Source organism: Bilophila sp. (genome assembly GCF_057864385.1).
The window spans coordinates 1-21,469 of sequence record NZ_DBMAFI010000053.1; the positions used below are offsets into that span (position 1 = coordinate 1).

The following is a 21,469-nucleotide window of genomic DNA, read 5'->3' on the forward strand; positions in this document are numbered from 1 at the left end:
CAAATTCAAAGAATAGAATATGTATTTAAAGGCTCTGTCATGGAGTATGATTGTTTCATCTCCACAATATGATGAAAATACAGCTTTTTTCTCCAGCTTTTCCGTTGACGGACTCCATGACTGAGACATCTTGTTGGTTATTCCTTTGAAACTTCAAAAAATGAAGCATCGAACATTTCATGACACAGCCATTTTAAAAGACTATACTGCCAGCAAACAGTTGATGTTTTCTTTCTTGAAGTTCCCCAAAAATAGCCAACAAAAGACCTTACCTATAAGGCTCACCAGCGAAAGACTAAAAAACTAGATTCTATTATATAGTGTGTGGTTGTTTTATCTCTACAGGACAGTAAAAATACAGCCTTTTTACCCATTTTTTCCCTCAGTGAATCCATGACTAAGCATTTTGCTGGTTATTCCTTTGGAACCTCAAGAAAAAAGTATCAACCACTTTTTATGACACAGCCCAAAACTGTATTTTCATATATCGTGCATATAAAAATCACATCCCATGGCAGAAGCATAAAAACTCAATTATGGCACTCGTGCCACCAATTTTAAAAATCTCTATTTTCAACATATTATCTAAATAAATAGGCTGTGTCCTAGAAAATGGTTGATGCTTTTTTCCTTGAAGTCCAAAGGATTAACTGAGAAAATGCCCTAAACCTGTATTCCGTCAAGAGGAAAAACGGAGAAAAAGGCTGTATTTTCACCTCACTGTGGAGATGAAACAACCTCATATCATGACAGAGCCAATAAACAATCATACTGCATGGCAGAGCCAACCAAAAAACACATCCAACAAACAACGCCCTTCCCTTCTTGAACCCCCCGACCACGAATAGGGATTCGATAAGGGGGAAAGTCTTGGGAGAAGGAGGGGTGGGGCGTGGGGAGGGGAGGAAGAACCTTTCTCCAGAAAGGTTCTTCCTCCCCTCCCCACATCTGCATCCCTACCCTTTCATCCTGATAATAACCTCGCCGCCGGGAACCATGCCCTTGAGCGCACCGAGCATCCCCTTGATGCCGCCGGAAAGCATCTGTGCAGTAAAGGGGTTAAGCCCCACGGACTGGCCATTGACGGTGACTTCTATGCTCCCGCGCGCGGCTACGCAATCGCCGGGCGCCTTCTCCCCAGCCACGATGCGCTGCGTCATGGCGGTGCAGTCCGCTTCCCCACAGGCCCCGCAATCCAGAGCGGGCAGCAAAAAACCCTTCTCAAGAATCAGATCCACCAGCGCATCCAGCTCTTCGGCCGTGAATGACGGCAGACCGGGAAGCTCATTGTCGCCATACGTGGCAAGCGCCAGCTCAGGATGCAGGGCCTTGCAGCCTTCAGGAAGCGCCGTCAGGAGTTCGGGCGTAGTCCGCAAACACAGGATACGCGGCAGCCAGCCGATGTTTTTCCCCCCTTCCACCAGCAGGATGTCCGCATCCAGCAGGGGAACCAAATCCCGGAGGAAACACGGATGCCCCCAATGGATCATGGCTTCACCCCCGCCGTCCTTCGTATTGCTCAACCCTACAATAGTCCGTTTCGGGCTCATCAAAAGCGCGGTATCCGTGTCCGGCTTGTCCAGTTCGTGGTGGGTATGTTTGGCAATGGCGACTTTGAGGCCCCGGGCTTCCAGACACTCGGAAAGCCGGGAAATAAGCGTCGTTTTGCCGGAATTGCTGAACCCTATGATACTGATGGCTTGCATACGGATCTCCTGTGGTAAAATTTTTTGGTTCCCATGTACCGGATAGCAAGGGATTGTCCGGGCGGGTACAAATTATGGCACCCCACCATGAGGGAACGTCTTTTTGACCTTCCCGTAATACCCTACAACCCTTGTCAAAAACAGAAAAAGCGTTTTTTACAAGATATTGGCACGCACATTGCTATGGATAGAGTAATTCCTTTCTTCTTTCTTCATCACTTTCTTCCTCCCATAACGGCCCGCTTTACGCGGGCTGTTCTGGTTTCAGAGGCCGGGCTTGACTACGAGGACGCGAAACCGTAACCAGTCCCCACATCACTACACGCAGGCCGCACGCCTGTCTTATCCCGGAGGAATTCCCATGTCCCTGTGTCCCTGCGGCTCTGGCCGCCCCTACGAAGAATGCTGCGAAACCTATATCGAAGGCCGCGAAACCGCCCCCACCGCCGAAGCGCTCATGCGTTCGCGCTACACCGCCCATACCCTCGGCAAATATGATTACCTCAACGAAACGGTGCATCCGAGCATCCGTGACGAGGCTGATCATGAAGACATGAAGAAATGGTCGGAAGCCGTGGAATGGGAAGGCCTTGAAATCTTCACCACCAAGGACGGCGCCGAAACCGACGAAACTGGTGAAGTATCCTTTGAAGCACGCTATTCTGTCAACGGCATGCCCCAGTCCCTGCGCGAGGACGCTTTCTTCCGCCGTGAAGACGGCCGCTGGTACTACGTGGACGGCAATGTCCACGGCCAAGACCCGTACCGCCGCGAAACGCCCAAAATCGGGCGCAACGAGCCCTGTCCCTGCGGCAGCGGAAAGAAGTACAAGAAATGTTGCGGCAAGTAGCCTCAACCGTCAACGTATGATTATGAAAAAAGGGAACTTCGGTTCCCTTTTCATTGCACCCTTTCCGGCGCTACCAAATCGAAGGCTGCAAGGCCTCTAGCCCTGCGTTGCCCACTTCCGGCGAATGCCCGGCCAGCGGTTCGGCTCCTGACGCCTCCGTCTTTGGGGCCACCCGCCGGCGGACTTCATGCACGTCGCCGGGCTGGAACAACTGGCGCGGCGCTTCCCGATCCGCTTGGGCGTCCTGGGGAGGAACCGGCTGCTGCGTGTCCCCTTGAGTTACGGGGGCATCCTTGCCCCCCTCAGGCAGGGCATCTTGGCGCAAGGCCGCAAGATATTCGGAAACCGTCACAAATTGGCAGCCGTCCGCGCTCAGGCGATCAAGGATTTCGGGCAGGGCTTCTATGGTCTGCTCATGGGTATCATGGAACAGGAAAACGCCGCGCAGCTTCTGCCCGCTGATGAGCGTCTTCATATTCTCGATGCTCGCCCGCTTCGACCAGTCCATGCTGTCGATGGACCACAGCATGATGTCCGCCCCTTCGGCCTTGGCTATCGCCACAGTATTGGCATCAAAATTTCCGTACGGAGGCCGGATGTAGCGCGAATGCACGCCGAGTTTCCGCAACGCTTCCTGAACGCTCAGGATTTCACTCCGCTGCACATCGGCGGCAAGATGGCGGAGCGACTTATGCGAATAGGTATGGTTGCCGATTTCATGCCCTTCCTGCTGGAGGCGCACGATGAGCTCAGGGTGGTATTTGACCTGCCTGCCCACGACAAAGAACGTGGCGTGGATGCCCCGCTCCCGCAGGATCTCCATCAGGCGCCCGGTATGCCTGCTGGGGCCGTCGTCAAACGTCAACGCGCAAAGATTGCTCCCCTTGCTCATTTTCAGGATGGCGCGCCCGTCCACCACCGTCCCCGCGCCATTGGCGGAAGCGTTTTCAGGGAACAGCAAGGCCCCTGCGCACAGCAGCGCGGACGCACAGACACGGAACAATCGGACGAGAATCATGACGCGGCCTCTGAAAAGCGGCAAGCACTGCTTGTCAAAAAAGTTATACGCAAGATGCGGGGCAAGCTCTAGCACGGAGGGGCCTCCCCCGCAAGGCTTCATCATACAGGCTTCGGAAGAAAAACACAGTCCCTGATTTCAACCGGGCGGAAGAATGGGCCCGGCCTTTATCCTCGCGCCAAACATGCCGTTTCCACAAAACAGGGTTGCGCCTCCCGGCCCCCCTGCCCCACCCAGCCCCTTCTTCCCGCTGGCCGCCCTGCGGGACCCTCTGCCCCAAGTTTTCAGCAAAGGGGGCTAGGCCGTGTCTTATTTTTCGTACAACAAAATAGTTCAATATTTTCAATAAACTATTTCTAATTGACGATACAACCTAGGGCCTTCCCCAAAAGAACGGAGGCCGCGCAAACGGAATCCCGCCGCGCAGCCTCCTTTAAGGGCTATGCCGTTAAAAGCTCCATAAACGGAGCATCCCTTTCCTTTATTGTTTGCCTTCGATCTTCGCCCACGAGTCCTTGAGCGTCACCGTCCTGTTGAAGACAGGCGCACCGGGCTTGCTGTCCGGATCGACACAGAAATACCCAAGGCGTTCAAACTGCACGCGGGCCCCGGCAGGGAATTCCGCCAGAGCGGGTTCGACCTGCGCGGTCACGACACGCATCGAGCCGGGATTCAGCAGATCCGTGAACTCCACGCCTTCGGGCGTATTGCCGGGCGTGGGGGACGTGAACAAGTGCTCGTACAGGCGCACTTCGGCGGGCACGGCGTGGGGCACGGAAACCCAATGGATGGTGCCCTTGATCTTGCGTCCGTCGGGCGTAGACCCGCCCTTCGATTCGGGATCGTACGTACAACGCAGCTCCACGATGTTGCCGTCCGCATCTTTGATCACGTCCTTGCACGTAACATAGTAGGCATAACGCAGACGGACTTCCGAACCGGGGAAGAGGCGATGGAACTTCTTCGGCGGATCTTCGCGGAAGTCGTCCCGCTCAATGTAAAGCTCACGGCTGAACGGCACCTTGCGGCTGCCTTCCACGCTGCCGTCCTGGCTGAACGGCATGTCGAACCATTCCACCTGCCCTTCAGGATAGTTCTCAATGACGACCTTGATCGGATCGAGCACGGCCATCGTGCGCGGGGCAACCGCATTCAGATGTTCGCGCACGCAGAACTCAAGCAGGCTGTATTCCACCAGGTTTTCCGCGCGGGCCACGCCGATGCGGGAGCAGAAGTCCCGGATGGCTTCCGGGGTATACCCCCGGCGCCGCATCCCGCAAATGGTGGGCATGCGGGGATCGTCCCAGCCGCGCACGAACCCGCCCTTCACGAGCTGAATGAGCTTGCGCTTGGACAGCACGGTATAGGTCAACCCAAGGCGGGCGAACTCAATCTGCTGCGGGTGGTACACGCCCAGCGCGTCGAGCACCCAATCGTACAGCTCACGGTTGTTGACGAACTCCAGCGTACAGATGGAATGCGTAATGCCTTCCAGCGAGTCAGACAGGCAGTGCGTGAAGTCGTACATGGGATAGACGCACCACTTGTTGCCCGTCCGGTGGTGTTCCGCATGACGGATGCGGTACAGCGTGGGGTCACGCATGACCACATTTGGGGAAGCCATGTCGATCTTGGCGCGGAGCACATGCTCCCCGTCAGCGAACTCGCCGTCGCGCATCCGGTGGAACAGATCGAGATTTTCCTCGACGGAACGGTTCCGGTACGGGCTTTCCGTACCCGGCTGCGTGAGCGTACCCCGGCTGGCGCGGATTTCCTCGGCGCTCTGGCTGTCCACGTATGCCTTGCCGTCACGGATGAGCTGCTCGGCGAACGCATACAATTGATCGAAATAGTTGGAAGCGTAATACTCCCGATCGTCCCATTCGCCGCCGAGCCAATGCACGTCTTCACGGATGGAATCCACGTATTCGGTGTCTTCCTTCACCGGATTGGTATCGTCGAAGCGCAGGTTGCACAGCCCGCCGTACTCTTGCGCCAGCCCGAAGTTGATGCAGATGGACTTGGCATGGCCGATGTGCAGATAGCCGTTCGGCTCAGGAGGGAACCGGGTATGGACTTTCTTGCCGAAGCGCCCGGAGGCGTTGTCCTGATTGATGCGGACGTGCAGGAAATCCAGCCCGACGTTGTTTTCCGGTGTGGAGGAAGCATCCATGTTCATGAACAATCCTTTGCTGCCGCCTTCAGAGGGCGGCTGGCTTTTGTGAAACCGTGGGTTTCCGTTTGAGGGCTAATTTTTCGGGGGCACGATGCCGGGGGCTGCGCCCTGCTGCGCGGGGGGCTGGATCATGGGCATGCCGCCCTTTCCGGCTCCGGCGGGAGGCATGGTTTTGCCGCCCATGCCCGCGGGCATACCCATCCCGGCGGGAGGCATCCCCTTCTGGCCGCCCATATGGGATTTCATGAAGCTGTCCCATTCGCTGCGGGAGATGCCGCCGCTCTTGTCGGCGTCGATCGTATCGAAGGCGGGGCGCTTCATGCCGGGGACGGCGGCCTGAAACTCTTCCCAGTCCACCTGTCCGTTGCCGTCCTTGTCCATCTGCCCAAAGCGGTCGGGCGCGGCATACGCAGGCGCGGCACACAGGGTCAGCGCCGCCAGAAAAAGCAATTTTTTCATAGTTGTCTCCTCAGGATTCTCTCCTGACGGGTTAATGGCATGTTTCCACAGTGTAACCACTCTCCCCCTGACGCGCAAGCGCGGGAGCGGAAGAAGGTTGGAAGGAATCGGGGGAGGGGAGAGGGAAACTTTCTGGAGAAAGTTTCCCTCTCCCCTCCCCCGTACCCCCTCCCCTCTCCTTTCAAAGACTTTCAACCTTATCGAATCCCTCTTGTTTGTTTTCCCGGTATATCCACGGAAGGAGAAAAAAGTATAGGCTCCCCGAAATCCCCCGCATAACGGGTGGATTACCATTTCGGCCGGTTTGCGCCTTCAATGGACTAATCCCTTAAAACAAGGCTGTGTTATAGAAAATGGTTGATGCTTTTTTCCTTAAAGCTCCAAAGGGATAACCGGAAAAATACCTTAGCCGTGGATCCCGCCAAGGGGAAAACTGGAAAAAAGCTCTATTTTTCACCGCACTGTGGAGATGAAACAACCACATCCTATAACAGAGTTTAAAACAAAGAAGGGCTTCGCATGTGAAGTCCTTCTTCCGAAAAGCCGACAGGCTGCTGTCTAGGTCATGTCGTCATTTTACATATGACTATTTGAAAGGCTATGTTATAGAAAATGGTTAATGCTTTTTTCTTGAAATTCCAAATGGATAAACGGAAAAATGCCTTAGCCGTGGATCCCGCCAAGGGAAAAATAGAAGCAAAAGGCTGTATTTTCAAGGCACTGTGGAGATGAAACAACCACAAACTATAACAGAGCCATTTGAAATTATTTAAAACAATCTTTTTACGACTTAATACAATTAAATTATTTCAATGGATTATATATAATTAACGACACGGCCTAATGAAGTGCCCTCTAATCAAGGGAGCACAAACACGGTGAGTGCCATACGATTCCGCTGTCTACTGGGGTGCTCTTTCCCCACTCGGTATTCCTAAAAGGCCCTGTCATGGCATACGGCTGTTTTATTTCTGTATCATAATGAAATATATAGCTTTTATATGATTTTTCCCCACTGATGGACTCCATGATTGGGGCATTTCATTGGTTGTTCCCTTGGAACTTCAAGAAATAACGCATCAACCGTTTCCTATGACGCAGCCTCCTAAAAAACTCGGAGCGGGGATTCGATAGGCGTGAAAGCCTTTGGGGAGGAAGGGTGTTGGGGAAGGGAGGGAAAGACGTGGAGGGCTTCCCCCTTCTTCAGAAAAGTTTTCCCTCCCTTCCCCAATGTTTCTCTATGGTTTCAGGATAGCTCTTCGCTAGCTTTTTGCGTAGGCTTTGGGCCCTTCCATATAATAGTCGCCGCCCTCGACATCGCCCACGACGATGACGGGGAAGTCCACGACCTCCATCGCCGCCAGTGCTTCCGGGCCGAGCTCGGCATAGGCCAGCACCGTATACGAGCGGATACAGCGGGACAGCAGCGCCCCGGCGCCGCCGGTGGCCGCGAAATAGACCGTCCCGTAACGCTGCATGGCGTCCTTGACCGCCTGTGAACGGTTGCCTTTGCCGATCATGCCGGAAAGCCCCTTTTCCATCAGGCGCGGCGCGTAGGCGTCCATGCGCCCGGAGGTCGTCGGCCCGGCGGAGCCGATGCCCTGCCCTGGTTTGGCTGGAGAGGGCCCCACATAATAAACAATCTGATCGCGCAGATCCACGGGCAGGGGCTCTCCCCTGTCCAGCGTCTCCACCATGCGCTTGTGAGCGGCGTCGCGGGCCGCGTAAATGGTTCCCGAAATGAGGACTCTGTCACCGATATGCAGTGAACGCACCTTGTCTTGAGTGAGGGGCGTCGTCAAACGGATGGGTTCGGACACGGAAATCTCCTGTTTGCCCCGCGCCTGAGGCTGGGGCTGAAAGTGATTACAGTTCCGCCTCGGCGTGGCGCGCAGCGTGGCAATTGATGTTCACCGCCACCGGGAGGCTGGCGATGTGCGTGGCGCAGAATTCCACGTTGACCTTGAAGGCAGTAGTCGTCCCGCCGAGCCCCTGCGGGCCTGTCCCAAGATCGTTCAGGAGGCCGAGGAGCTCTTCCTCAAAGGCCGCATACCGGGGATCGGGGTTGCGGGTGTCCACGTCGCGCATGGCGGCGCGCTTGGCGCACAGGCCCGCCAGCTCAAGCGTGCCGCCGATGCCCACCCCGACCACCATCGGAGGACAGGGGCTCGAACCGGCGGCCTTCACCGTATCCACCACAAATTTCTTCACGCCTTCAATCCCGTCGGCGGGGACGAGCATCTTGAGGGCGCTCTTGTTTTCACTGCCCGCCCCTTTGGGCGCCAGCTTCAGGCGGATACGATCACCGGGGACAATCCGCACATGCAGCACGGCGGGCGTGTTGTCCCCGGTGTTCTTGCGCTCGAACAACGGTTCGGCCACGGAGGATTTCCGCAGGTAGCCTTCCGTATACCCTTTGGCGACCCCGGCATTGACGGCCTCCTCAAACGAACCGCCCACAATATGCACATCCTGCCCGACTTCGGCGAACACGACGGCAAGGCCGGTATCCTGACAAATAGGCGTATTCTCCGAAGCCGCGATGTCGGCGTTCAGCAAAAGCTGGCGCAGCACGTCCTTGCCGGAAGGCGATGCCTCCCGTTCCACGGACGACTCGATGGCCCGGTACATCACATCCGGCAGGCGGCAACAGGCGGCAACGGCCAGCTCCGCGACGGTATCCGTTATGGCTGAAACATGAATTTCACGCACGGCACTATCCTCAAGCATAAAGACGCAACAAACGAACAGCCTCAGACACCACAAGGCGGAACCCCCGCCTTGTTTCTTCTCACTGTTATCATGCGGCTGTACGGCGCACAAGCGCCGCCGAAAGAATAAAGATCAACCATCCTCCCCGGAACGGAGTGTTTTGCGATCTTGCCGTATGCTGGCTAAACGGGTATGATTCTTCGCTTGAGACAAAAACGGCGCCCAAGAAAGCGCTGACAGCAACCATAACCATCAGGATAGGCCCCATGAGCAACCATTTTGAAGGACTTGGCAAAACCTGGCTGACCCTTTTGAACGATCCCGAGAAGGAAGTTCCCGCCGTCGTCATGCAGGTGATGAAGGAAGGAAAAACCCGCGATTGTTGGCAGCGCAAGGACTCCAAGGAAGAGACCATGGTGCTGGCCTGGCCGGTGGAAACGGCGTTCCGCGCGGGCGTCACCATCCACGGGAAAGCGGGCGAACAGCTCCGCCCCGTGTCGACCTATCCCCTGCTGGAAGGCGCGCCCAACGATATGACCGTGAACGAAACGTATTTCTGGCAAAATGAAACCGAAGGCGAAGTGTCCGCCACGTGCAACGAAGGCGCCAACCCGCTCTGGTTCTATTCGCCGTTTCTGTTCCGCGACCGTGAAAACCTTACCCCCGGCGTCCGCCACACCTTCCTTATCGCCGGGCTCGCCTACGGCCTGCGCCGCGCCCTCCTCGACGAAATGACCATTACCGAAGGTGTGGAATACGAGCGTTACGTGGCGGAATGGCTGGCCCATAATCCGGGCAAGACCCGCCTCGACGTGCCGCAGCTCACCGTGGATCTCAAAGGCGCCCGCATCGTCGTCCCCGGCGAGGTCGCCAGCGAATACCAGATCCGCGTCCCGGTCACGTCCGTGGAAGAGATGCGCATCCAGAATGAAAAAGTGTACATGCTGATTGTGGAATTCGGCCTCAATACCCCGAACCCGCTCCGCTTCCCCCTGTACGCTCCCGAACGCGTCTGCAAGATCGTCCCCCAAGCCGGGGATGAAATCGACGCCATCATCTGGCTGCAGGGCCGCATCATCGACTAGGTCCGCGGCTGCCTGAGGCGGGCATCCCCAGCCTTGGGCAGCGCCCTCTCCTCTGGGGCAGAGCGGAAAGGAGCCCTCCGTGTCCATGCACGAAATCGAAGACTACATTGAGGAAGCCATACGGGTCGTGTCACGTTCCGATATGCCCGTTTCCGAAAAGCGGAACATGATTTATTCGCTGCTCAGGCTGGAGGAGTACGGCGATTGCGGGTTCACCAACCTGCGGACGCTGGAGGAGATGATGGACTGCCAATACACTTTCGTCTTCGACAAGACGAAGATGTATGACTATGAGGCGAACCGGGGCTACTACGACGGGCTTTCCAAGAAAGGCGGCTGTTCACAGGGCGCTCCCTATACGCTCGTCGCCCGTGACGCCGTGACCGACGAATGGGTGAGGCACGACGACAAGGTTTGCATCGACAGCGGTTCCGAAGCATGGCGGGGCATGGTGGCTGCCGGGGCCATTGCCGGCGAGGGCGCGGCCCCCGTGGAACGGCTGGAAGATCTGGACGTGCTGCGAACGGTAAAGAAGCTCTGGGGCCCGATGGACGACTATTTCATGCAGGCGCACGGCGGCCTCTTCCTCCTTTCCGGAGCCATTGACGGCTTGCCGGAAGAGGAATTCCCCGAACACTTCGGCATGACCAAACAGGATTTTGAGGACGAGTACGGCGACTAGCCGTTCCCCGTTTTCAGGACGGGCCGCCACCGGACGGCCCAGTACAGCGACTTTTTGAAAGGAAACAGACAATGCGCAGCCAAAAAATGACGTTCGGCCTTGAAAAGGCCCCCCATCGCTCCCTGCTCTACGCGCTCGGCCTGACCCGCGAAGAGGTGAAGCGCCCCCTCATCGGCGTGGTGAACGCCGCCAACGAAGTGGTTCCCGGCCACCTGCATCTCGGCAAAATCGCCGAGGCCGTCAAGGCGGGCATCCGCATGGCGGGCGGCACGCCTATGGAATTCCCGGCCATCGCCGTGTGCGACGGACTGGCCATGAACCATGAAGGCATGCGCTTCTCCCTGACCTCGCGTGAAGTCATCGCCGACTCCATTGAAATCATGGCTACGGCCCATCCTTTCGACGCGCTGGTGTTCATCCCCAACTGCGACAAGATCGTCCCCGGTATGCTCATGGCCATGATGCGCCTGAACCTGCCTTCCATCATCATGAGCGGCGGCCCCATGCTGGCGGGACGGAACAACACCGATCTCATCAGCGTCTTTGAAGGCGTCGGCGCGGTCCGTAACGGCACCATGACCGAGGAGGAGCTGGAAGACCTGACCGAAAACGCCTGTCCCGGCTGCGGTTCCTGTTCCGGCATGTACACCGCCAACACCATGAACTGCCTGTGCGAAGCCATGGGCGTGGCCCTGCCCGGCAACGGCACGACGCCCGCCGTGTCCGCCGCCCGTATCCGCCTTGCCAAACAGGCGGGCATGCAGGTCATGGAACTCCTCAAAAAGAACATCTGTCCCCGCGACATCGTGACCGAACAGTCCGTCCACAATGCTGTGGCGGCGGATATGGCCCTCGGCGGCTCCACCAACACGACGCTTCATCTGCCCGCCGTGTTCGGGGAGGCCGAATTGAACCTGTCGCTGGACATCTTCGACGAGATCAGCCGCAAGACGCCCAATATCTGTAAGCTTTCCCCTGCCGGGACGCAGCACATCGAAGACCTGCACCGTGCGGGCGGCATTCCCGCCGTCATGGGCGCCCTGCTCGGCAAGGGGCTCGTGTACGGCGACGCGCTCACCGTCACCGGCAAAACGGTGGCTGAGAATATCAAAGATCTCAAGGCCCACATCATTGATCCCGACGTCATCCGCATCGACAAGCCCTACGCCGAGGAAGGCGGCATCGCCATCCTGCGCGGCAACCTTGCGCCCGACGGCGCTGTGGTGAAGCAGTCCGCCGTGGCTCCCGAAATGATGATCCGTGACGTGACCGCCCGCGTGTTCAACAGCGAAGAGGAAGGCGTGGAAGCCATCCTCGGCGGCAAGATCAAAAAGGGCGACGTGGTGGTCATCCGGTACGAAGGCCCCCGCGGAGGCCCTGGCATGCGCGAAATGCTGACCCCGACGTCAGCCATCGTGGGCATGGGCCTCGGCGCGGATGTGGCGCTCATCACGGACGGCCGTTTCAGCGGCGGCAGCCGGGGTGCGGCTATCGGCCACGTATCCCCCGAAGCGGCGGACGGCGGGCTCATCGGGCTCGTGCAGGACGGCGACACCATCCATATCGACATCCCCGGCCGCAAGCTGGAACTGCTTGTCCCCGAAACGGAAATCGAAGAACGCCGCAAGCATTTCGTCCCAGTGGAAAAGGATGTAAAATCCCCGTTCCTGCGCCGTTATGCCAAGCTGGTGACCTCCGCATCCACCGGCGGTGCCTATAAAAAAATCTGACGCTGCCTCCGAGCCGCGAGCATTGAAAGGCATGCCCCCAGCCTCCTTCGTTCGGAAAGCTGGGGGCATTTTTGGGTTTTACGTTCTCCCGCCTAGGCCGTGTCGTTTTTTACATATAATTACTTGAAATTATTTCAAATAACATTTTATGACTTGAAGAATAGTCAAACAGTTTCAATAGATTATATTTAATTGACGACATGGCCGAATACATTACATGGAGCATTCCGCACCCAAGGAATACTTCAACCCCCTTTTTTGTCCTCTGCGCTTTTTCCCTAGGTCGTGTCGGCATTTTATATGTAACTATTTAAAAATTATTGAAAACAATCTTTTTACAACTCGAAAAATAGTTAAATAGCTTCAACAGATTATATCTAATTGACGGCACGACCTAGAACCCACCTCGCACCACCTGAAGGGGAAAATAAGGGATTGGCCAACTCACACGATGAGCGTTTTGTGCCATTCACTCCCCATTCAGATGAATGGAAGCGATGAATGGGAGCGTTAAAGGCCAAACTTTTCTCCTTTTTAAAGAGATTTTATTAAATTTTTATAAAATAAAAACAGCATATTAACTATACGTTTCAACTTTTTTTCGATTTTTCCCTTTTTCTTGTTGACAGCGGCGGGTGGTTTTTATAAATAGTTCTGGCTGTGCAGCTGCGGCAAGCAGAAAAAAGCACAGTAAACGTCCCCATCGTCTAGCCGGCCCAGGACAGCGGCCTTTCACGCCGTCAACGGCGGTTCAAATCCGCCTGGGGACGCCAAAAATTTCAATAGGCTACAGCAGCTTAGTTTTTGGGTTACAAAAATTGGGTTACAATTTTTCCTCAGGAGATCATCTCTTGAGGAATTTTTGTTTTAAGCAGGTCTTCCACTACCTGCCCGATGCCGCTGCCTCCCAGAGCCGAAAGAATTTCGCTCTGGTCCGTGTACAGCCCCGCGCTCTTCGTATAGCGATCCGTCGTAGTCGCTCGATAATGTCCCATAAGGACTTGGGCGGCATTCAGACCTGAACTCACGAACGTGATGGCCGCACTCTTGTGCCGGATGGCGTGAAAACCGAAGGGCTTCACATGGGCTTTCCGGCAGAGACGCTCCATGAAGTGAATGCGCTGGGTGAACGGCTGCCCCAGAAACGTGTCGTTCTGAAGCTGCATGAACACATTGTCCACCTTGCAGGGGCGGGCATCCCGCCACCATTTGAGCGCCTTGACCAGTTCCGGGTGCATTCGGAGCCAGCGCACTCGTTCCATGCCATTGCCCGACTTGTTGTCGGTCAGCCTGATTTTTTCCTTCTGAAGGTCCACGTCGTTCCACGTCAGCCGGAAGATTTCGCTTCTGCGTCCTCCCGTGAAGTACAGGGTCAGCAGCATGACCAGGTCCTGCCCTTCTGCCTGCTGGAACACCTTGATGACATCACTTTCCGGTGGAACGTAGCGCTCGCCGTGCTTTACGGGAAATGGCTTCACCTTCAGAAATGGTGGTGCCACCTGTGGGAATCCCTCAAAGAAGTCGGAACCCCAGTTCCATGCAGCCAGCAGATTCTTGCGGTACTTGTTGGCGACGTTCGCCCCGCGCTCATCCTTGATTCTGGAAAGAAACTCATAGGCTCTTGCCGAAGTGATTTCCGCGATGTCATGGATGCCCTTTTTGCCGCAGTAGGCGAAAAAGTCCTTCGTTACCAGTTTCTTTTCTACATAGGTCTGTCGGCTCATGGTCCGCTGAACATGGGTAAGGTAACTATCTCCCCACGCCATAAGCAGTTCTAATGCCGTGGGGATCGTCATCCCTTCCCGTGCGAGCTTTTTTTGCTCTTCCTCCCATTCTTTTGCGGCCCGCCATTCCGGGCCATGCTTTTTCCCTGCCGGGAACATTTTGCAGGCTATCTGCCTGCCGTTCACGATGACTCTCGCCATCCAACAATTTCCTTTGTCCGGTCTCAACGTCGGCATTGCTGAAATACTCCAACACTGTGCCCCATCGAAACCTCCAGCGGTATCCAATGCGCCTGCCGCCTAATAAGTAGGCTATCTTTTTTACCGTTCTGGGGTCAAGGCGCAATCTATGGGCGACTTGTTGCAGTGTTAAAATCGTATTAAGATCACAATGCACGGGAATACCCTTACTGTTGTTGTTTAGTTTTTAGATATGAATCTGTTGTATTTCGAAACAAGCTCCAGTATTGATGTGCAGTTATTCTGAAGTAACATTTTTTCTTTATGTCTTCTAACTCCACTTTTGCTCATATTTAATAATTCAGCAATTTCCGTGCTAGTTTTTCCTTTTAGAATTAAGTGAAAAACTTCTATACCACGAGGTGTGAATTTAATTTCTTTGCATGTATTTTGACCATAATTAAATGTGCATAATATTTTAATAGTTTTATTCACGTTCATTTTCTTTCTTATATCTTCAAGATGACGGTAAATTGTTTTACGACTGACACCGAGTTTTTTGGAAATGACTTTTTATGGAAAGCCCGAGCTGAAGAAACGTGATGATTTCTTTTTGTCTTGGTGTAAAATAGTTTTTCATTACTACTTCTCCTGCAAGGTCGGAAAGTTATGGTTACCTCCCTCTTAGCATGGAGAAATCATGTCGTGCAGTGGCCAAATTACCCAAAAGGACATCTTTTGATAAAAAGTACTAGGCTTCATATATTCTTTAATAATATGTAATTATTGATAATTTTTTAAAATCACTTTCTTTAAACGAGGAGGAACCGTTTGTTTTGGCTCGGCTGCAATGGTCAGCACAAAACGTTTGATTTTGACAATGCGCCAATGTAATTTCGAGGGGTAGAAGAAAAGGAATTTACGGCCATGTGTCCGTGGTTAGGCGTTTCCAGAGACTTTAGTTTTTACTGAAAACATAATGAACGAGCACGTAGATTATGGAAGAAAGATGACTGACGGTCGATGACATTTATAAATATTTCTATGTAAATGACGAGATAATCTATATTGAATCAAACAACAAGTTATACCAAGTGCATTGAGCGTTGATGTATTTTTATACAAGACGAATTGGCTGATTGGAGTTTGTCCGGTGGTGCAGCTTATAGATCTGACAAACCGGAAATAGAGCAGCAAGGGGCAAGTATGGCCGAATTGATTCACGATAAGATAAAACGATCCATTCAGGCAGCTGAAGGACTGTATTATCGCCTGATATTACTGGTAGGGAAGACTGGATCTGGCAAAACAGGCGTTCTGCGGAAAGTTGCTGAAGAGTTCGGTTCATCCGTTGTTAACGTCAACTTGGCGCTTTCAGGAGAACTGTTAGAACTGACGGTAAAGCAGCGGTCTCTTCGGATTCCGGGCATCCTCGATCAGCTCGTGGAACAGATGCAATCACCTGTGCTGCTGGATAATCTCGAAATCCTTTTTGATAAGAACCTCCGGCAGGATCCTTTGCGGCTGTTGCAGTCCATCTCAAGAAAAAGAACTGTAGTGGCTTCATGGAATGGAGTCATAACATCTGGGAGGCTGTTGTACGCCGAAAACGGTCATCCTGAGTACCGCAACTATGACTCGGTCGATGCGCTTATTGTGAGCATGGATGGTACGTCTACATTGGATTCGGTAAAAGAATAATAGAGAGGCAGAATAAACATGAAATACGGAGACCTTATCCAATTCGACCCGATTGAGTCGGTTGTTCAGTTGCGTGACGCGGACAAATCGAGTGCCGCACATACACTCGTGAGCACCTATGTTATTTCTGAGGAAATGGCTGAACGGCTCATCCATCTTGTCATTCCTCAGTTGCAGTTCGATATGCCGGTCGATAACAAGGGCTTGCTGGTTGTTGGTAACTACGGCACAGGTAAGTCGCATTTGATGTCGGTGGTCTCCAGTCTTGCCGCAGACGCCTCTTTGCTGGAAGAACTGAACCACACGGGTGTCCGCGATGCGGCATCTCAAATTGCCGGTAGATTCAAGGTAATTCGTACTGAAATTGGTGCCACTACCATGTCTTTGCGTGACATTCTGGTGGCCGAGCTGGAAGAAGGTCTTGATAAGCTTGGGGTGGACTATGAGTTCCCCGAAGCCGGAACCATCACAAGCCATAAACGGGCCTTTGAAGATATGATGGCCAAGTTCGGCGAAGTGTTTCCCGAACATGGTCTGTTATTGGTGGTCGATGAGTTGCTCGACTACCTGCGCACGCGCAAGGATCAGGAACTGATACTCGACCTCAACTTTCTGCGCGAGATAGGCGAAGTATGCAAGGACCTACGCTTCCGATTCATGGCTGGCGTTCAGGAAGCCATCTTCGATAGCCCGCGTTTTGCTTTTGTCGCTGACAGCATTCGTCGGGTGAAGGATCGTTTCGAGCAAGTTCTTATTGCCCGTAGTGACGTGAAATTTGTCGTAGCCGAGCGTCTGCTTAAAAAGACTACCGAACAACAAGCCCAAATCCGCGACTATTTGATGCCTTTTGCCAAATACTATGGCGGACTCAATGAGCGTATGGATGAGTTTGTTCGGCTCTTTCCAGTGCATCCCGATTACATAGACACTTTTGAACGGGTTACCGTGGTGGAAAAGCGCGAGGTGCTCAAGACTTTGTCTATGAGCATGAAAGCTATTCTCGGTAAGGATGTGCCGCAGGACGAACCTGGCCTGATCGCTTTCGACAGCTACTGGAATACTCTTAAGCAGAATCCTTCTTTTCGTGCGATTCCTGAGATCCGGGCAGTCATTGATTGCAGCCAGGTGCTGGAATCCCGGATCGAAAACGCCATTACTCGTAAACAGTACAAGCCGATGGCGTTGAGACTGATCCATGCTCTGTCCGTTCACCGGCTCACTACTGGTGACATCTATGCCCCCATGGGAGCGACTGCCGAAGAGCTGCGTGATCGCCTTTTCCTGTTCGATCCGTTGATCGCAGAGCTGGGTGGTGATGAACCTGATAAGGACCTGCAGACCCATGTGGAAACGGTCCTGCGTGAGATACTCAAAACGGTCAGCGGACAGTTCATCTCCTTTAACGCCGATAATCGCCAGTTTTATCTCGATCTCAAAAAGACCGACGATTTCGATGCGTTGATCGAGAAAAGGGCTGAGAGCCTGGACCAGGCCCAGCTCGACCGTTTTTATTACGAGGCTCTCAAGCGGGTCATGGAATGCCAGGATGTGACGTATGTCACCGGTTACAAAATCTGGCAGCATGAACTGGTCTGGCTGGAGCACAATACGACTCGTACCGGATACCTCTTTTTGGGTGCTCCCAACGAGCGTTCCACCGCTGTGCCACAGCGGGATTTTTACCTTTATTTCCTCCAGCCCAATGACCCGCCACGCTTTAAGGATGATAAGGCCAGTGACGAACTCTTTTTCCGCCTGAAAACTACAGATGAGGAATTCCAGATTACGCTGAAGAACTACGCGGCAGCGCTGGACCTTGCAGCTACTTCATCGGGCCACGCTAAGGCCACCTATGAATCAAAGGCCAACGGTTTTCTGAGGAAGCTGGTTCATTGGCTACAGCAGCACATGAGTGATGCCTTTGACGTCACATATCAGGGGCGTACCAAGTCGATGACCGAATGGGCCAAGGGGAAATCTATCCGAGAGCTGTCTGGTCTGTCGCCCCATGAGACCATCAACTTCCGTGACCTGGTCAACACCATCGCCGGAGTCTGTTTAGCTCCTAATTTCGAGAATCAGGCTCCAGAATATCCTTTCTTTTCAATCCTGATTACCGATAAAAATCGTGCTCAGGCCGCGCAGGAGGCTCTGCGGACCATCGCCGGACAGCATCGTACTAAGCAGGCAACTGCCGTGCTGGATGCCCTTGATCTGCTTGATGGCGAAAAAATTGTTCCCTACAGGTCGAAGTATGCCCAGTTCATCCTTAATGTCGTCAAGGCCAAGGGGTACGGTCAGGTTGTCAACCGTAGCGAGATTATTCAGGACGACCACGGGCTGGAATACATGAATCTAGGAGGTTTTCGTCTGGAACCCGAATGGGTGAGCGTGCTGGTAGCAGCTCTGGTCTATTCTGGGGATGTCGTGTTTGCCATCCCAGGTAAAAAATTCGATGCCACTGGCTTACAGCAATTGGCTGCAACCAGTATGGATGAGTTGACGCGATTTAAACACTTGGAGCAACCCAAAGAATGGAATTTGCCTGCAATTAAAGCTCTGTTTGAACTGCTCGGTATGACACCGGGCATGGCCCAGCTTGTTACGCAGGGCAAGGACGAGCCTGTGCAGAACATGCAGCAGGCGGTAAGCAAGATTGTCAATCGTATCGTCATGACTCAGCAGGCCCTGCGCGAGGGGCTTTCCTTCTGGGGGGTGGATCTGCTCGCGACTACAGATCTGGCCAGCCAGGTCAGCGGACTGGACGGTGCCAAGGTGTTTTTTGAATCGCTGCAGGGGTACTCTACTACGGGTAAGTTGAAAAATTTCCGCTACAGCGTTCCCGAAGTGCTGGTTCATGAAAAGGCTGTGAAATCACTGGATGAGTTGGATACCTTGCGTGAGTTTATCATGAATTTCAGCCCGACAGTGTCATGGCTCTCCACAGCAGAGGCCGTGTTGCCTCCCGAACATGAATGGGTGGACCGCATGAAAACGATTCGGCAGGATGTGCTGGATATTCTCAAGCAGATCAATGTGACCAAGCTGCGTAGTCAGTCCAAAAGCATCGGGGACAAACTGCAAGGACTGAAAAAGGATTACATCACTATCTACATCAGCCTTCACACCAAAGCCCGACTTGGTGTGAACGACGATAAGCGTAAGGCTGGATTGCTTAATGATCAGCGGCTGCAGACACTGCTCAAGCTGGCCGGTATCGACCTGATGCCCAGGCAGCAGCTCAATGATTACCAGACTCGTCTGGCTGGACTGAAAAGTTGCTTTGCCCTGACCAATCAGGACCTCGAAAAATCGCCCATCTGTCCCCATTGTGGATTCCGGCCTTCGATGGAACATTGTATATCGGCTGGCTCACAGGTGATAGATCAGATGGATGCACAACTCGACGCCATGATGAAGGCCTGGACATCTATCATCCTCAGTAATCTGGAAGACCCGATCACCCAAGCCAATATGGATCTCTTGAAGATCGATGACCGCGATAGGCTGGAAGACTTTATGAAGTCCAGGGAACTGCCCATGCCGCTGGACAGTAATTTTGTTTATGCTTTGAAGGAAGTGCTTTCTGGACTGGTCAAAGTCACTGTCAAGGCACGGGAGTTGCAACAAGCTCTGCAGGCTGCCGACGGTCCGGCCACTCCGGCGGAGATGAAAAAACGTTTTGAAGCATACCTTGATCAGCTCACCAAAGGCAAGGACCAGGCCAAGGTGCGGATAGTCATGGAATAAGAGTGACTAGGCTGAGACATCAGACGAAAGACAAGGATTATGAAGATGAAAGAACTCAGTTTGCTTAACACTCTGCCTGAAGTACCGCAGAAGCCCTCCGGCCCGGTGACCTGTCTCGGCATGACCTTTGAAAATGATGAGGCACGTCGCGCCTATTTCACTGAGGAACTGCGCAAAAAGCTGCAGGACCCGGAGTTCCGCAAGATTGAAGGCTTTCCCATAGGCAGCGATGAGGACATCCTGACTTTAAGTGATCCGCCGTACTATACCGCCTGTCCGAATCCGTGGATTGCCGACTTTATTGCCGAGTGGGAGGCCCAGAAGCCGAAGCAGCCTGAAGGTTATCACTATCACCGTGAACCCTTTGCGGCTGATGTCAGCGAGGGGAAGTACGACCCTATTTATAGAATGCACCCATATCACACGAAGGTGCCGCATAAGGCCATTATGCGTTACATCCTCCATTACACGCAGCCTGGTGATATCGTGTTTGACGGCTTCTGCGGAACTGGAATGACTGGAGTAGCTGCGCGTCTATGTGGAGATCGTGCAGAGGTCTCAGCTCTTGGCTATCAAGTGAAATCAGATGGAACGATTCTTCAGGAGGAAGTTGACGAAAATGGTAAAAAAAGTTGGCGTCCATTTTCAAAGCTTGGTGCTCGGAAAGTCTTACTAAATGATCTATCGCCTGCAGCTACTTATATATCGAGTAGTTACAACACCCCAGCCGATGCAAAGTCAATTAAGAGTCAAATTTATCAAGCTATCGATACGGTAGAGAAAAAATGGGGATGGATGTTTGAAACAATTCATAAAAATGGTGAAAAAGGGAAAATTAATTCGGTAATTTGGTCAGATGTATTTATTTGTCCAGAATGTTCTGCTGATATTGTTTTCTGGGAAAATGCCGTAGATGTTGAAAATGGAAAAGTACTTGATGAGTTTAAGTGTTCTCAGTGTGGCGCTAATTTGTCGAAGAGAAATATCGATCGGCGCTGGACAACCATATATGATCCGTTAATTGGAAAGTCAGTAACCCAAGCGAAGCAAGTGCCTGTTCGAATTAACTACATTTTTGGAGGTAAAAAATTCGATAAAAAGCCATCTAAAGAGGATATAGAGTTGCTTGATAATATTAATAGCTATAAAAATAATACTAAATTTTCTATAACAAAGATTATATCTGGTGATAAGACTGGCGAAGCTATAAGACTAGGATTTACGTATGTTCATCATCTATATTCTATGAGGAATTATATAGTTCTATCAGAATTTAAAAAATTATGTAAAAATTCAAAACTATGGATTCCATTAACAATAGTCGCTTTTAGAATAACAAAAAGGTATGGACTGACTTATCAGTCAGGAACGTGGGGAGCTGGAGGTGGGCCACAAAATGGTACATATTATATTCCATCACTTATTAAAGAGTTAAATATTCTGAGAATGCTGCGTGATGCTGTTGATAAAATTGTATTCTATTACGAAAAATTTTATAGTTGTATAACAACACAATCTTCATCAAAAGTTGTAATCCAAGATAATACTATTGACTATGTGTTTATTGATCCACCTTTTGGTTCCAATCTTAATTAGAGGGTGTTGATAAACTAATGACTTCGCGACATTTATGTGCGATAAGATTACATGAACGAAAAACCGCCATGCCCTAAATGTCAATCAATAGAAGTCGTCA

The 21,469-nt window shown here is 52.8% G+C and carries 15 protein-coding genes and 1 tRNA gene; 8 read left to right on the forward strand and 8 right to left on the reverse strand.

Annotated elements, in window-relative coordinates; genetic code table 11:
• Positions 1-956 precede the first annotated feature (956 nt).
• Positions 957-1,706, reverse strand: coding sequence for a molybdopterin-guanine dinucleotide biosynthesis protein MobB (locus ACZM8Y_RS14045; RefSeq protein WP_302554120.1), 750 nt, complete (start codon positions 1,704-1,706; stop codon positions 957-959).
• 361 nt (positions 1,707-2,067) lie between these two features.
• On the opposite strand from ACZM8Y_RS14045, the gene ACZM8Y_RS14050 reads away from it, so the two are divergent.
• Positions 2,068-2,556: a YchJ family protein gene (locus tag ACZM8Y_RS14050; protein ID WP_302554119.1), complete on the forward strand. Its 489-nt coding sequence runs from the start codon at positions 2,068-2,070 to the stop codon at positions 2,554-2,556.
• 70 nt (positions 2,557-2,626) lie between these two features.
• On the opposite strand, the gene ACZM8Y_RS14055 is transcribed toward ACZM8Y_RS14050, so the two are convergent.
• From ACZM8Y_RS14055 to ACZM8Y_RS14075, 5 genes are all read right to left on the reverse strand, one after another.
• Positions 2,627-3,679, reverse strand: a complete 1,053-nt coding sequence (locus ACZM8Y_RS14055; RefSeq protein WP_487480274.1) for a polysaccharide deacetylase family protein — start codon at positions 3,677-3,679, stop codon at positions 2,627-2,629.
• Between the two features lie 376 nt (positions 3,680-4,055).
• A complete protein-coding gene (locus tag ACZM8Y_RS14060; protein WP_482334534.1) occupies positions 4,056-5,753 on the reverse strand; it encodes a glutamine--tRNA ligase/YqeY domain fusion protein in 1,698 nt (565 codons plus the stop codon).
• Positions 5,754-5,822: 69 nt separating this feature from the next.
• Complete coding sequence (locus ACZM8Y_RS14065) at positions 5,823-6,209, reverse strand: EF-hand domain-containing protein (RefSeq protein ID WP_302554116.1); 387 nt, start codon at positions 6,207-6,209, stop codon at positions 5,823-5,825.
• A 1,262-nt stretch (positions 6,210-7,471) separates the two neighbouring features.
• Positions 7,472-8,113: a Fe-S-containing hydro-lyase gene (locus ACZM8Y_RS14070; protein ID WP_489501815.1), complete on the reverse strand. Its 642-nt coding sequence runs from the start codon at positions 8,111-8,113 to the stop codon at positions 7,472-7,474.
• A complete protein-coding gene (locus ACZM8Y_RS14075) occupies positions 8,076-8,921 on the reverse strand; it encodes a fumarate hydratase (protein ID WP_302553609.1) in 846 nt (281 codons plus the stop codon). The genes ACZM8Y_RS14070 and ACZM8Y_RS14075 overlap by 38 nt, the downstream gene beginning before the upstream one ends.
• Positions 8,922-9,187: 266 nt before the next feature.
• Here ACZM8Y_RS14075 and ACZM8Y_RS14080 point away from each other — a divergent pair, with 266 nt between their 5' ends.
• The 4 genes from ACZM8Y_RS14080 to ACZM8Y_RS14095 all read left to right on the forward strand — a co-directional run bounded on the left by ACZM8Y_RS14080 (position 9,188) and on the right by ACZM8Y_RS14095 (position 13,191).
• On the forward strand, positions 9,188-10,006 hold the full coding sequence (locus ACZM8Y_RS14080) for a hypothetical protein (protein WP_482333998.1): 819 nt from the start codon (positions 9,188-9,190) through the stop codon (positions 10,004-10,006).
• 85 nt (positions 10,007-10,091) lie between these two features.
• The gene (locus tag ACZM8Y_RS14085; protein ID WP_479858804.1) at positions 10,092-10,688 is read left to right on the forward strand and encodes a ketohexokinase; all 597 of its coding nucleotides are present in this window, start codon (positions 10,092-10,094) and stop codon (positions 10,686-10,688) included.
• Positions 10,689-10,759: 71 nt separating this feature from the next.
• The gene (gene ilvD / locus ACZM8Y_RS14090) at positions 10,760-12,418 is read left to right on the forward strand and encodes a dihydroxy-acid dehydratase (RefSeq protein WP_479858795.1); all 1,659 of its coding nucleotides are present in this window, start codon (positions 10,760-10,762) and stop codon (positions 12,416-12,418) included.
• A 696-nt stretch (positions 12,419-13,114) separates the two neighbouring features.
• Positions 13,115-13,191 (forward strand) — tRNA-Glu (locus tag ACZM8Y_RS14095).
• 63 nt (positions 13,192-13,254) lie between these two features.
• Here ACZM8Y_RS14095 and ACZM8Y_RS14100 read toward each other — a convergent pair.
• Positions 13,255-14,343: a tyrosine-type recombinase/integrase gene (locus tag ACZM8Y_RS14100; protein WP_489501810.1), complete on the reverse strand. Its 1,089-nt coding sequence runs from the start codon at positions 14,341-14,343 to the stop codon at positions 13,255-13,257.
• A 219-nt stretch (positions 14,344-14,562) separates the two neighbouring features.
• Complete coding sequence (locus tag ACZM8Y_RS14105) at positions 14,563-14,823, reverse strand: helix-turn-helix transcriptional regulator (RefSeq protein WP_487480155.1); 261 nt, start codon at positions 14,821-14,823, stop codon at positions 14,563-14,565.
• A 705-nt stretch (positions 14,824-15,528) separates the two neighbouring features.
• On the opposite strand from ACZM8Y_RS14105, the gene brxF reads away from it, so the two are divergent.
• The 3 genes from brxF to ACZM8Y_RS14120 are packed head-to-tail and all read left to right on the forward strand — an operon-like array spanning position 15,529 to position 21,369.
• Positions 15,529-16,023 (forward strand): BREX-3 system P-loop-containing protein BrxF, encoded by a 495-nt coding sequence (gene brxF / locus ACZM8Y_RS14110; RefSeq protein WP_474069929.1) that lies wholly within the window; start codon positions 15,529-15,531, stop codon positions 16,021-16,023.
• Positions 16,024-16,041: 18 nt separating this feature from the next.
• The gene (locus tag ACZM8Y_RS14115; RefSeq protein WP_489501813.1) at positions 16,042-19,773 is read left to right on the forward strand and encodes a DUF6079 family protein; all 3,732 of its coding nucleotides are present in this window, start codon (positions 16,042-16,044) and stop codon (positions 19,771-19,773) included.
• A 45-nt stretch (positions 19,774-19,818) separates the two neighbouring features.
• Positions 19,819-21,369 (forward strand): DNA methyltransferase, encoded by a 1,551-nt coding sequence (locus ACZM8Y_RS14120; protein ID WP_489501814.1) that lies wholly within the window; start codon positions 19,819-19,821, stop codon positions 21,367-21,369.
• The last annotated feature ends 100 nt before the right edge of the window (positions 21,370-21,469 follow it).